The organism is Streptomyces sp. NBRC 109706, from assembly GCF_000974485.1.
GTDB lineage: Bacteria > Actinomycetota > Actinomycetes > Streptomycetales > Streptomycetaceae > Streptomyces.
Genome location: NZ_BBOM01000011.1, coordinates 463240 through 478538, shown reverse-complemented (window position 1 = coordinate 478538; position 15299 = coordinate 463240). Strand labels below are relative to the sequence as shown.

Here is a 15299-nt window from a genome sequence, read left to right as displayed (position 1 = left end):
GGATCGCCAGCAGCCAGCGCCGCCAGATCGGCCAACAACCGCTCGCGGTCACCGACCGCCAGCACCGCCCGCCGATCCAGCCCCGCCCGGCCCGTCGCCAACGAGAACGCCACATCCGTCAGACCCAGCTCGGGACGTCCCACCAGGTCATCCCGCAGCCGCTCCGCCTGGCCCCGCAACCCGCCCGCATCGGCGGCCGACAGCAGCACCGGCACCGCCGGCAACCGCACCCGCCCGCCCTCGTCGTCGGCCACCGGCTCCGGAGCCGGCGCCTCCTCGATGATCGTGTGGGCGTTGGTGCCGCTGATGCCGAACGAGGAGACGCCCGCCCGTCGCACATGGCCGTCCTCCGGCTCCCACGGCCTGGCCTCCGTCAGCAACGACACCGCACCGGCCGACCAGTCGACATGCGAGGACGGCTCATCGACATGCAGCGTGGGCGGCATGACCCCGTGCCGCAGGGCCATCACCATCTTGATGATCCCGGCAACACCGGCAGCCGACTGGGTGTGGCCCAGGTTGGACTTGATCGAGCCCAGCCACAACGGCCGGTCCGCTTCCCGGTCCTGACCGTAGGTGGCAAGCAGCGCCTGCGCCTCGATCGGGTCACCCAACGTCGTGCCCGTCCCGTGCGCCTCCGCGACATCGATATCGGCGGTCGTCAGGCCCGCGCCGGCAATCGCCTGCCGGATCACCCGCTGCTGCGCGGGACCGTTCGGCGCGGTCAGACCGTTGGACGCGCCGTCCTGGTTGACGGCCGAGCCGCGCACCACGGCCAGCACCGGGTGCCCGAGCCGGCGGGCGTCGGACAGCCGCTCGACCACCAGCATCCCCACGCCCTCGGCCCAGCCCGTGCCATCGGCGGCCTCGGCGAACGACTTGCAGCGGCCGTCCGACGCCAGCCCGCGCTGCCGCGAGAACTCCACAAACGTCGCCGGGGTCGCCATCACCGTGACGCCGCCGGCCAGCGCCATCGTGCACTCGCCGTTGCGCAGCGCCTGCACCGCCAGATGCAGCGCCACCAGCGACGAGGAGCAGGCCGTGTCCACCGTGACCGCGGGGCCCTCAAGCCCGAAGGTGTAGGACAGCCGCCCGGACGCCACCGAGGACGCCGTGCCCGTCAGGAAGTAGCCCTCCGAACTCTCCGAGCCCTTCGGCAGTTCCGAAAGGCCGACGCCGTATCCGGAGAACGAGGCCCCGACGAAGACTCCCGTCTGGCTGCCGCGCAACGCCGAAGGGGCGATGCCGGCGCGTTCGAACGCCTCCCAGCCGGTCTCCAGCAGCAGCCGCTGCTGCGGGTCCATGGCCAGCGCCTCGCGCGGTGCGATACCGAAGAACCCGGGGTCGAACTCGCCGGCCCCCGACAGGAACGCGCCGTTGCGCGTGGTGACCTTGCCCGGCTGGTCCGGGTCAGGGTCGTACAGCCCGTCGATATCCCAGCCCCGATCCGTGGGGAAGTCCCCGACCGCGTCCACGCCATCGGCCACCAGTCGCCACAGCTCCTCCGGCGAGGTGACCCCGCCCGGGTAGCGGCAGGCCATGCCGACGATGACGATCGGCTCGTCCTCCGCCGACGCCACCACGGCGGGCAGCGACGCGGCCGAGTCGACCACCGAACCGAGCAGCTGCGCGCGCAGATACGCCGCCAGCGCAACGGGATTCGGGTGGTCGAACACCAGCGTGGCCGGCAGCTTCACGCCCGTCGCGGTCCGCAGCCGGTCACGCAACTCCACCGCCGTCAACGAGTCGAACCCGATGTCCCGGAACGCCCGCCCCGCCTCCACCTGGCCGGCATCCGCATGCCCCAGCACGGCCGCGGCCTCCGCACACACCAGGTCGGTCAGCGACCGCTCCTGCTCCGCCGGGGACAGCCCGGCCAACTGACCCGCCAGCCCCGACGACGACCCCACACCACTCCGGGACGCCACCGACGGCGAACTCCCGTCGGTCTTCCCCAGCTCCAACTCGCCCAGCAGCGACCAGTTCCGGGAGGAGGAGTAGAGCGGCGCGAACCGTTCCCAGTCCACATCGGCGACCACCTGGAGCGCCACGCCCGAGGCGACCGCGCCCGCGACGGCGGACACCGCTCGCTCCGGAGGCATCATCACCAGACCCCGCCGGCTCAGATAGTCACGGGCCCCCTCACCGGCCGCCATGCCCACCTCGGCCCAGGGCCCCCATGCGATGGACGTGCCCGCCAGACCACGCGCCCGCCGCGACGCCACCAACCCGTCGAGATACGCGTTCGCCGCCGCATAGGCGCCATCACCCGCACTCCCCCACACGGCGGCGATCGAAGAGAACACCACAAACGCGTCCAACTCCCGCTCGCCCAGCAGCTCGTCCAGATGGGCCGCGCCATCCACCTTGCCCCGCGACGCCGCCGCCAGATCGGCGCTGTCCAGGTGCTCCAGCGGCACCATATGTGAGACACCGGCGGCGTGGACGACAGCGGTGAGGTCGTCGCCGGCCACGGCCAGCGCCGCCGCGACCGCATCGCGGTCGGACAGGTCACAGGCCACGATCTCGACATCGGCGCCCTCCGCCACCAGTTCGTCCCGCAGTTCGGCCGCGCCGGGCGCCGCATCGCCCCGGCGGCTGCACAGCACCAGCCGCTCGGCGCCGTTCGCCGCCGCCCAGCGGGCGACCTGCGCGCCCAAACCACCCGTGCCGCCGGTGATCAACACCGTCCCGCGCGGCGTCCACTCCCCGCCGCTCCTCGCGGCCCGCACCAGACGCCGGCCATAGACCGCCGAGGAACGGACCGCCGTCTGGTCCTCCGCGCCCCCGGCCGCCAACACGCCGACCAGCCGGCGCGCCGCACCCTCGTCCCAGGTGCCGGGCAGATCGACCAGACCGCCCCAACGCGCCGTCGCCTCAAGGCCGATGACCCGACCCAGACCCCACACCTGCGCCCCCACCGGATCAACCAGCGCATCCGAACGACCCGTCGCCACCGCGCCCCGTGTCAGGCACCACAACCGCCCACCCACACCCGCAGCGACCAGGCCCTGGGCGGCGACCAACGTTCCCTGCAGCCCATCGCCCCCGCCCAACAGGCCCCACAACGACACCACACCCACGACCTCCCCGCCCGCCAGCAGCGAAGCCAACCCCTCCCGACCCACAGACGGCTCCGCCCACACCACATCGACCACGGCCCCCGCACCCGACAACACACCACTCAACGCCTCAACATCCGCCCCCTGCCCCGCACCCGCCAACACCAGCCAACGCCCGGACAACCCAGCGCCACCCGACAACGACACCGGCCGCCACTCCACCCCATAACGCCAGCCGTCGACCTCGCCCCGCACACGCCGCGCGCGCCGCCACGACGACAGGACCGGGAGCACGGCCTCCACCGACGCACGTTCCTCCTCGGCGAACCCAAGACCCGCCAGATCCTCCCCCTCGACAGCCCGCCAGAACTCACCGTCCACAACATCGACTTGCCCCACCGGCCGCGCCACCGGCGGCTCAGCCCAGTACCGCTGACGCTGAAACGCATAGGTCGGCAGATCGACACGACGAGCGCCCGTACCGTCGAACACGGCCCCCCAGGCGACACCCGTCCCCTGCACCCACACCCGACCGAGCGCCGCGAGCAGGGTCTCGACCTCATCGCGGCCGTTGCGCAGAGCCGCCGCGAAAACACCCTCCTCGGCGCTCTCCGCACCGGCGGCCGACAGCACACCATCCGGGCCAAGTTCAAGAAAGGCGCCCACGCCCTGCGACCGGAGAGTGGTGATCCCATCGGCAAAACGCACGGCCCGCCGGATATGGTCCACCCAGTAACCCGGATCGCACAGCTGCTCCGCCGTGGCCAACTCACCCGTCACATTCGAGACCAACGGAATCGTCGGCGGCCGGAACGTCAACCCCGCAATCGCCGCGCGGAAGTCGTCAAGCACCGGCTCCATCAACGGCGAGTGGAACGCATGGCTGACGGTGAGCCGACGCGTCTTCCGCCCCCGCTCGCGCCACTCCCCCGCCAACCCCAGAACCGGCTCCTCCTCGCCCGAAACCACCAGCGAGTTGGGCCCGTTGATCGCCGCGATGCCGACGCCCGCCGGCAGCTCGCCCAGTTCGGCCTCGGTGGCCTGGATCGCCACCATCGCCCCACCGGCCGGCAGCGACTGCATCAACCGCCCACGAGCGGCCACCAGTTCACACGCGTCGGCCAACGACCACACCCCCGCGCAGTGAGCGGCGGCAACCTCACCAATCGAATGACCGGCCAGAAACTCAGGACGCACACCCCACGACTCGACGAGCCGGAACAACGACACCTCGACCGCGAACAACGCCGCCTGCGCATAAACGGTCTGATTCAACAGCTCCGCGTCGTCCCCGAACACCACCCCGGCCAGCGGCCGTTCCAGATGCCGGTCCAACTCCCCGCACACCGCGTCAAAAGTCTCCGCGAACAACGGAAACGCGTCATACAACTCCCGGCCCATCCCGACCCGTTGCGCGCCCTGGCCCGTGAACAGAAACGCCAGCCGGCCGCCCGACGCCGACACCGCCGGGAACGCGTCCGTGGCAGCCAGCTCGTCCAGCAGCCGGTCACGGTCACCCGCCACCACCACCGCGCGCTTATCCAGCCCCGCCCGGCCCGTCGCCAACGAGAACGCCACATCCGTCAGGCCCAGCTCCGGCCGCGCCACCAGGTGCTCCCGCAGCCGCTCCGCCTGGCCCCGCAACCCGCCCGCATCGGCGGCCGACAGCAGCACCGGCACCGCAGGCAACCGCACCCGCCCGCCCTCATCGTCGGCCACCGGCTCCAGAGCCGGCGCCTCCTCGATGATCGTGTGGGCGTTCGTCCCGCTGAGACCGAACGAGGAGACGCCCGCCCGCCGCACATGGCCGTCCTCCGGCTCCCATGGCCTGGCCTCCGTCAGCAACGACACCGCACCCGCCGACCAGTCCACCCGCGAGGACGGCTCGTCCACATGCAGTGTCTGGGGCATGACCCCGTTCCGCAGCGCCATCACCATCTTGATCACGCCCGAAACGCCCGAAGCCGCCTGCGCATGGCCCAAGTTGGACTTGATCGAGCCCAGCCACAACGGCCGGTCCGCTTCCCGGTCCTGACCGTAGGTGGCCAACAACGCCTGCGCCTCGATCGGGTCACCCAACGTCGTGCCGGTGCCGTGGCCCTCCACCACATCCACGTCCCCCGTGGACAGCCCCGCACCGGCCAACGCCTGCCGGATCACCCGCTGCTGCGCGGGACCGTTCGGCGCGGTCAGACCGTTGGACGCGCCGTCCTGGTTGACGGCCGAGCCGCGCACCACGGCCAACACCGGGTGCCCGAGACGGCGAGCGTCGGAGAGCCGTTCCACCACGAGCATGCCCACGCCCTCGGCCCAGCCGGTGCCATCCGCCGCCTCTCCATAGGACTTGCAGCGCCCGTCCGACGCCAGCCCGCGCTGCCGCGAGAACTCGATAAACGTCGTCGGCGTCGAGATCACCGTGACGCCGCCGGCCAGCGCCATCGTGCACTCGCCGTTGCGCAGCGCCTGCACCGCCAGATGCAGCGCCACCAGCGATGAGGAGCACGCCGTGTCCACCGTCACGGCGGGGCCCTCAAGCCCGAAGGTGTAGGACAGCCGCCCGGACGCCACCGCGGATGCCGTGCCCGTCAGGAAGTAGCCCTCCGAGCCCTCCGGGAGTTCCGAGAGGCCGATGCCATAACCCGAGGCGGACGCCCCGACGAAGACGCCCGTCTGACTGCCGCGCAGCGCCGAGGGGTCGATTCCGGCCCGTTCGAACGCCTCCCAGCCCGCCTCCAGCAGCAGCCGCTGCTGCGGGTCCATGGCCAGTGCCTCGCGCGGCGAGATCCCGAAGAACCCGGGGTCGAAGTTGGTGGCCGAGTCGAGGAACGCGCCCTCGCGCGTCGTTGTCGTCCCGGCCCGGTCGGGGTCGGGGTCGTAGATGCCGTCGATGTCCCAGCCGCGGTCGGTCGGGAACTCGGTGACCGCGTCGGCCCCCGATGCCACCAGGCGCCACAGGTCCTCGGGGGAGGCGACGCCGCCGGGGTAGCGGCAGGACATGCCGACGATGACGATGGGGTCGTCGTCCACCGACGCCACCACCGGAGGCAGCGACGCCGCGGAGTCGACCACGGTGCCGAGCAGTTGTTCGGCGAGATGCCGCGCCAGCACAGCGGGATTCGGGTGGTCGAACACCAGCGTGGCCGGCAGCTTCACCCCGGTCGCGGCCCGCAGCCGGTCACGCAGCTCCACCGCCGTCAGCGAGTCGAACCCGATTTCCCGGAACGCGCGCCCGGCCTCGATCCGGCCGGCATCCGCGTGCCCGAGCACGGTGGCGGCCTCCGCGCACACCAGGTCGGTCAGCCGCTGCACCCGCGTGCTCTCGGGCAGCGCCGCCAGCTCGTCCCGAAGCCGGGGCGTGCCGACGACGGCGCCTTCCGTCTCCGGCGCCGTCGAGGCCGCTTCGAGTTCGGCGAGGAGGGGCCAGTTGCGTGACGAGGAGTAGAGCGGCGCGAACCGTTCCCAGTCCACATCGGCGACCACCTGGAGCGCCGCGCCCGAGGCGACCGCGCCCGCGACGGCGGACACCGCATGCTCCGGAGGCATCATCACCAGACCCCGCCGGCTCAGATAGTCACGGGCCCCCTCACCGGCCGCCATCCCGACCTCGGCCCACGGGCCCCAGGCGATGGACGTCCCCACCAGACCACGCGCCCGCCGCGACGCCACCAACCCGTCGAGATACGCGTTCGCCGCCGCATAGGCACCGTCACCCGCACTCCCCCACACGGCGGCGATCGAAGAGAACACCACAAACGCTTCCAACTCCCGCTCACCCAGCAGCTCGTCCAGATGGGCCGCGCCATCCACCTTGCCCCGGCTGGCCTCGGCAAGGGCCGCCGCGTCCAGATCGGTCAGCTCGGCACTGTGCGAGACGCCGGCGGCATGGACGACGGCCGTCACATCCCAGGCGACGGCCTGGCTCACCAGCCGGGCCACGGCGTCGCGATCGGACATGTCGCAGGCGACCACCTCGACCTCGGCACCCGCGGCCACCAACTCGTCCCGCAACTCCACCGCACCCGGCGCCTCAAGACCCCGACGGCTGGACAGCACCAGCCGCTCGGCACCCCGTTCCACCGCCCAGCGGGCGACGCGCGCACCCAGACCGCCCGTGCCGCCGGTGATCAGCACCGTGCCGCGCGGCGACCACTCCCCAGCGCCGCTCCTCGCGGCCCGCACCAGACGCCGGCCATAGACCGCCGAGGAACGCACCGCCGTCTGATCCTCCACGCCCCCGGCCGCCAACGCCCCCACCAGCCGGCGCGCCACACCCTCGTCCCAAGTCTCCGGCAGATCGACCAGACCGCCCCAACGCTCACTCGCCTCAAGGCCGATGACCCGACCCAGACCCCACACCTGCGCCCCCGCCGGATCGATCAGCGCATCCGAACGACCCGTCACCACCGCACCCCGCGTCAGGCACCACAACCGCCCACCCACACCCGCAGCGACCAGGCCCTGCGCGGCGACCAACGTTCCCTGCAGCCCATCAACCCCGCCCAACAAACCCCACAACGACACCACACCCACGACGTCGCCGCCCGCCAGCAGCGACGCCAACCCCTCCCGACCCACGGACGGCTCCGCCCACACCACCTCGACCTCGGCCCCCGCACCCGACAACACACCACTCAACGCCTCAACATCCGCCCCCTGCCCCGCACCCGCCAACACCAACCAACGCCCCGACAACCCAGCGCCACCCGACAACGACACCGACCGCCACTCCACCCCATAACGCCAGCCATCCACCACGCCCCGCACCCGACGTCCACGCCACCAGGACGACAACACCGGCAGCACAGCCCCAAACGGCACCCGCTCCTCCTCGCCCAGACCAAGAACCTCACCCACACCCGAGAGATCGGCCGCCGCCACCGCCTCCCAGAAGGCGGACTCCACCCCGTCGACGTCAGCGGGGGCGGGGCGTGCTGCCGGCGGCTCGGGCCAGAAGCGCCGGCGCTGGAACGGGTAGGTGGGGAGGTCGACTTGCCGGGCGCCGAGCGTCCGGAACAGCAGGGCCCAGTCAATTGCGTGACCGGCGCTCCACACCCGGCCGAGCGCGGTGATCAGGGTTGGGGCTTCGTCGCGACCGGCGCGCAGGGCCGGGGCGAACAGCGCGTCCTCGGCGGTTTCGGCTCCTGCGGCGGAGAGCACGCCGTCCGGGCCGAGTTCGAGGAGGGTGTTCACGCCCTGGCCATGGAGGGCGGTGATGCCGTCGGCGAAACGCACGGGCTGACGGATATGGTCCACCCAGTAACCCGGGTCGCACAGCTGCTCCGCCGTGGCCAACTCACCCGTCACATTCGAGATCAGGGGAATCGTCGGCGGCCGGAACGTCAGCCCGGAGATCGCCGCGCGGAAGTCGTCAAGCACCGGCTCCATCAACGGCGAGTGGAACGCATGGCTGACGGTGAGCCGACGCGTCTTCCGCCCCCGCTCGCGCCACTCCCCCACCAACCCCAGAACCGGCTCCTCCTCGCCCGAAACCACCAGCGAGTTGGGCCCGTTGATCGCCGCGATGCCGACGCCCGCCGGCAGCTCGCCCAGTTCGGCCTCGGTGGCCTGGATCGCCACCATCGCCCCACCGGCCGGCAGCGACTGCATCAACCGCCCACGAGCGGCCACCAGTTCACACGCGTCGGCCAACGACCACACCCCCGCGCAGTGAGCGGCGGCAACCTCACCAATCGAATGACCGGCCAGAAACTCAGGACGCACACCCCACGACTCGACGAGCCGGAACAACGCCACCTCGACCGCGAACAACGCCGCCTGCGCGTAAACGGTCTGATTCAACAGCTCCGCGTCATCCCCGAACACCACCCCGGCCAACGGCCGTTCCAGATGCCGGTCCAACTCCCCACACACCGCGTCAAAAGTCTCCGCGAACAACGGAAACGCGTCATACAACTCCCGGCCCATCCCGACCCGTTGCGCGCCCTGCCCCGTGAACAGAAACGCCAGTCGGCCGCCCTCGATGGGGCCCCCGGCGCGCGTCGCGTCGTCGGCGAGGCTCGCCAGGTCGCGCGACAGGGCCTCCCGGTCCTGGACGACGATGGTCGCGCGGCGGCTGAGCCAGGCCCTGCTGGTGGCGAGCGAGTAGGCGAGGTCGGTCAGGGCGAGTTGGGGGTGCTCGGCGAGGTGGCCGGCCAGCCGCTCGGCCTGTGCGCGAAGCCCCGCCTGGTCCGCTGCCGACAGCAGCACCGGCACCGCCGGCAACGGTGCCCGTTCCCCCTCGTCGGTCACCGGCTCGGGCGCCGGCGGCTCCTCGATGATGGTGTGGGCATTGGTCCCGCTGAGACCGAACGAGGAGACGCCCGCCCGCCGCACATGGCCGTCCTCCGGCTCCCATGGCCGGGCCTCCGTCAGCAACGACACCGCGCCCGCCGACCAGTCGACATGCGACGACGGCTCGTCCACATGCAGCGTGGGCGGCAGCACCCCGTTCCGCAGCGCCATCACCATCTTGATCACACCCGCCACACCCGCCGCGGCCTGGGTGTGACCGATGTTCGACTTCACCGATCCCAGCAGCAACGGCCGTTCCGCGTCGCGGTCCTGACCGTAGGTGGCGAGCAGCGCCTGGGCCTCGATCGGGTCGCCCAGGGTGGTGCCCGTGCCATGTGCCTCGACGGCGTCCACATCGGCCGTCGACAGGCCGGCGGAGGCCAGCGCCTGCCGGATCACCCGCTGCTGTGAGGGACCGTTGGGCGCCGTCAACCCGTTGGACGCGCCGTCCTGGTTCACCGCCGAACCGCGCATCACCGCCAGCACCCGATGGCCGTTCCGCTGCGCGTCCGAGAGCCGTTCCAGGACCAGCAGGCCGGCGCCCTCGCCCCAGCCCGTGCCGTCCGCCGCCTCGGCGAACGACTTGCAGCGGCCGTCGGACGCGAGGCCGCGCTGCCGGGAGAACTCGACGAACAGCTGGGGCGTCGACAGCAGGGTCACGCCGCCGGCCAGCGCCACCCCGCACTCGCCCTGCCGCAGCGCCTGTGCCGCCAGGTGCATGGCGACCAGCGACGACGAGCAGGCGGTGTCCACCGTCACCGCGGGCCCCCCGAACCCGAACGTGTAGGACAGCCGGCCCGACAGCACGCTCGCCGCGTTGCCCGTCGCGCCATAACCCTCCGCCGCTTCGGGGTTCCGCATCAGCAGCGTGCTGTAGTCGGAGCCGCTGATGCCGACGAAGACGCCGGTTTCGCTGCCGCGCAGCCGCTCCACGTCGAGTCCGGCGCGTTCGAACGCCTCCCAGCCGGTCTCCAGCAGCAGCCGCTGCTGCGGGTCCATCGCCAGGGCCTCACGCGGCGAGATCCCGAAGAAGTCCGCGTCGAACTCGGCCGCACCCGACAGGAACCCACCGAACCGCGTCGTCGACGTCCCCGAACGCGACGGATCCGGATCGTAGAGCGACTCCACATCCCAGCCACGGTCGGACGGGAACTCCGACACCGCGTCCGCACCCGACATCACCAGCCGCCACAGATCCTCCGGCGACGCCACCCCACCGGGGAACCGGCACGCCATCCCCACAATCGCGATCGGCTCGTCGTCGGAGCCGCGCTCCAGGGAGCGGGCGAGTGCCGCGAGGCCACCGGACTCCTTGAACAGTTCGGTGCGCAGATGCCCGGCGAGCTGCCGGGGGCTGGGGTGGTCGAAGACCAGCGTGGTGGCGAGCGCAAGCCCCGTCACCGTGTTCAGCCGGTTGCGCAGTTCGACGGCGGTGAGGGAGTCGAAGCCCAGGTCGCGGAAGGCCCGCTCCGGCTGGACCTCTGCCGTTCCCTCGCCGTGGCCGAGGACGGCGGCGGCTTCCGCGCACACCAGCCGCGTGAGGCGGCGCTCGCGGTCCGTGTCCCCCATCGCGGCCAGCTCGGCGAGCAGCGGCGACTGGGGGGCGCCGGGCAGGTCGGCGACGGGGGCGACGGGCTGCCGGTCGACCAGGTCGTCGAGGAGCGTTCCGGAGTCCACGGCGGCACTGATCTCGGCGATGCGCTGCCAGTCGACGTCCGCGACCACTTCCGTGGCGTTGCCGCTGCCGGCGACGGTGGCCAGTGCCAGGACGGCGAGTTCCGGGTCGAGGTGCCGGATGCCGCGTCGGCCCGTCTGGGCGCTGACGCTGTCCACGACGGCCATGCCGACCTCGGCCCAGGGACCCCAGGCGATCGATGTGCCCGCCAGGCCACGCGCCCGACGCGCCGCCGCCAACCCGTCGAGATACGCGTTGGCCGCGCCATAGGCGCCCGCGCCGCCGCCGCCGAGCACTCCGGCGACGGAGGAGAACAGCACAAACGCGTCCAACTCCCGCTCACCCAACAGCTCGTCCAGCAGCGCCGCACCCACCACCTTGCCACCGGCGGCCCGCGCCAGCGCCTCCTCGTCCAGACCGTCGAGCATCCCCGACACATCCACCCCGGCCGCATGCACCACACCCGTCAACCCCGCACCCGCCACCCCCAGCAACCCCGCCACCGCATCCCGATCCCCCATGTCACAGGCCACCACCTCGACCACCGCGCCCGCCGCCACCAACTCATCCCGCAACTCCACCGCACCCGGCGCCTCAAGACCACGACGACTCGACAACACCAACCGCTCCGCACCCTGCCCCACCACCCACCGCGCCACCCGCGCACCCAAACCACCCGTACCACCCGTAACCAACACCGTCCCACGCGGCACCCACACCCCACCGGCAGTGGACGAGGCCGGGACGCGGGTCAGTCGCCGTTCGAAGACGGCCGAAGGCCGGACCGCGGCCTGCTCGTTCGGGCGGCCCGCGGCGAGCACGTCCACGAGTCGGGAGACGGTGTCCGCATCGCTGCTTTCGGGGAGATCGATCAGGCCGCCCCAGCGGTCGGGCTGCTCGGAGTCGAGGGTGAAGCCGAGGCCCCAGACCTGGGACTGCGCCGGCTCCGGCGGCTCGCCGTCCACGGACACCGCGCCGCGCGTCAGGCACCACAGGCGCCCGCCGACACCGGCATCGCCCAGACCCTGCACCAGCGCCAGCGTTCCCGAGGCGCCGGAGGACACACCCGTCTCCGGGGACCACTCCCCCGACACCCCGAGCAGCGACACCACGCCCTTCAGCGGCCCGGCGTCCGCCACCGCGCCGGCCACGGCCTCCCGGCCCCCGGCCGGGTCCACCTCCACCACCACGACCTCGGCACCGCGGCCCGCCAATGCCTCGCCCACCAGGCCCGCGACGCCACCTTCCCCGGCGCCGGCGTCCACCGCCAGCGCCCAACGGCCCGACAGCCGGCCCCCGGTGCGCGGCGACACCCGGCGCCACGTCACGCGGTAACGCCACCCGTCCACCACGCCCCGCGCCCGACGCTCACGCCACCACGACGACAGCACCGGCAGGACCGACTCCAGCGCGCCACGGTGGTCCGGGTCGAGGCGCAGGGTCGTGGCGAGCGCCTGGGCGTTCTCGCTCTCGACGGCCTCCCAGAATTCCTGCTCGACCACGCTTGTCGGGGCGGGGGTGGCGGTGGGGCGGGTGGGTTGGTGCAGCCAGAACGGCTGGCGGTGGAAGGCATAGGTGGGCAGGTCGACGCGGTGGGCGCCATGGCCGGCGAAGAGCCGGGACCAGTCGATCACCGTGCCGGCGGCCCAGGCGCGGCCGAGCCCGAGGCGCAGTGTTTCGACCTCGTCCCGGTCGGCGCGCATGACGGGTGCGAAGACCGCGTTCTCCGCCGATTCGGCGCCGGCGGCGGACAGCACGCCGTCGGGTCCCAGTTCGACAAAGACGGTGACGCCTTCGTTCGACAGGGTCACGATGCCGTCGGCGAAGCGGACGGGCCGGCGGATATGGTCCACCCAGTAGTCGGGGTCGGACAGCTGTTCCGCCGTCGCCAACTCACCCGTGACATTCGAGATCAGCGGAATCGTCGGCGGCCGGAACACCAACCCCGATATGGCCGTGCGGAATTCGTCCAGCACCGGTTCCATCAGCGGTGAGTGGAACGCATGGCTGACGTTCAGCCGTCTGGTCTTCCGGCCCCGTTCCCGCCATTCCCCGGCCACCGCGAGAACGGCAGCCTCGGCACCGGAAATCACCAGCGAGTCGGGCCCGTTGATCGCCGCAATGCCAATCCCCGCCGGCAGTTCGCCCAGCTCTTCCTCGCCCGCCTGGATCGCCACCATCGCGCCACCGGTGGGCAGCGACTGCATCAACCGACCGCGTGCGGCGACCAGTTCACAGGCATCGGCCAGCGACCACACCCCGGCGCAGTACGCCGCAGCGACCTCACCGATCGAATGCCCGGCCAGAAACTCAGGACGCACCCCCCAGGACTCGACCAACCGGAACAGGGAAACCTCGACCGCGAACAACGCCGCCTGCGCGTAGACCGTCTGCTGTAACACCTCGGCGTCATCGCCGAACACCACCTCCGAAAGCGACCGGTCCAGCCGCCGGTCCAACTCCCCGCACACCGCGTCGAAAGCCTCCGCGAACACCGGGAACGCCGCATACAACTCCCGGCCCATTCCGACGCGTTGCGCGCCCTGCCCCGTGAAGAGAAAGGCGGTGTGGCCTTCGGTCACCGTTTGGCGGATCAGCCCGGTGGCGGATGCGCCGTTGGCCGCCGCGCGGAGCGCCCGCACCAGGGAGTCGCGGTCGGTGGCGAGGAGGACGGCGCGCCGTTCGAGGGCGGCTCGGCCGATGGCGGCGGAGTAGGCGATGTCCAGCGGGCGGAGTTCGGGGTGGTCTTCGAGGTGTGAGGCGAGCCGGTCGAGCTGCCGGCCGAGCGCGGCGTCGTTGCTTCCGGAGAGCGGCAGCGGAATGACGGCGGGGGGCGCGGTGGCGTTGTCGTCCGTGCTGTGGTGCGGCTCCTCGGTGGGCGGCGCCTCCTCCAGGATGGCGTGGGCGTTGGTGCCGCTCATGCCGAACGCGGACACGCCGGCCCGGCGGATGGCGCCTTCGGCCACGGTCCAGGTCCTGGCGTCGGTCAGCAGGGACACGGTGCCGGCGGACCAGTCGACATGGGTGGAGGGTTCGTCGATGTGCAGGGTGCGCGGCATGTGGGCGTGGCGCAGCGCCATGACGGTCTTGATCACTCCGGCCACGCCGGCGGCGGCCTGGGCGTGGCCCATGTTGGACTTGATCGAGCCCAGCCACAGCGGGCGGTCGGCGTCCCGGTCCTGGCCGTAGGCCGCCAGCAGCGCCTGGGCCTCGATCGGGTCGCCGAGTGTGGTGCCGGTGCCGTGGGCTTCGACCAGGTCGATATCGGCGGCGGTGAGCCGGGCGTTGGACAGGGCCTTGCGGATGACGCGTTGCTGGGCGGGGCCGTTGGGGGCGGTCAGTCCGTTGGAGGCGCCGTCCTGGTTGACGGCCGAGCCGCGCACCACCGCGAGCACCGGATGGCCGAGCCGCTGCGCGTCGGAGAGGCGTTCGACAAGCAGCATGCCGACGCCTTCGGACCAGCCGGTGCCGTCGGCGGAGTCGGCGAACGATTTGCAGCGGCCGTCGGCGGAGAGGCCGCGTTGCCGGGAGAACTCGACAAAGGTGGCCGGGGTGGCCATGACCATGACGCCGCCGACGAGCGCCAGACGGGATTCGTTCTGTCGTAGGGACTGGACGGCGAGGTGGAGGGCGACGAGCGAGGAGGAGCAGGCGGTGTCGACGGTGACGGCCGGGCCCTCCAGGCCGAAGGTGTAGGAGAGGCGGCCGGACGCGGCGGCGGAGGCGGTTCCGGTCAGCAGATAGCCTTCGGCGCCCTCCGGTAGTTCGTCGAGGCCGGAGCCGTAGCCGGCGTAGGTGGCGCCGACGAATACGCCGGTCTGGCTGCCGCGCAGGGTGGCCGGATCGATGCCCGCGCGTTCGAAGGTTTCCCAGCCGGTCTCCAGCAGCAGCCGCTGCTGCGGGTCCATGGCCAGCGCCTCACGGGGTGAGATGCCGAAGAACTCCGGGTCGAACTCGGCGGCTCCGTCGAGGAATCCGCCGTTGCTGGTGTAGGAGGTGCCGTCGCGGTCCGGGTCGGGGTCGTACAGGGTCTCCAGTTCCCAGCCCCGGTCGGCGGGGAACGGGGAGATGGCGTCGACCTCGTTCGCCACCAGCCGCCACAGGTCCTCGGGTGATCTGACGCCGCCGGGGTAGCGGCAGGCCATGCCGACGATGGCGATGGGTTCCCGGCTTTCGGCCTCGGCCTGCTGAAGGCGTTGCCGCGTCTCGTGGAGATCGGTGGTCATCCGCTTGAGGTAGCCGAGCAGCTTCTCTTCATTCGTGGCAGGCAT

The 15299-nt window shown here is 72.1% G+C and carries 1 protein-coding gene (running past one end of the window); it reads right to left on the bottom strand.

What is annotated here, in order from left to right:
• Positions 1 to 15299: the 5' portion of a type I polyketide synthase gene (locus tag AOM46_RS32590; protein WP_234314019.1), read on the bottom strand. 12988 nt of this gene lie to the left of the window's left edge; only the first 15299 of its 28287 coding nucleotides appear in the window; it begins with the start codon at positions 15297 to 15299; its stop codon lies off the left edge, out of view.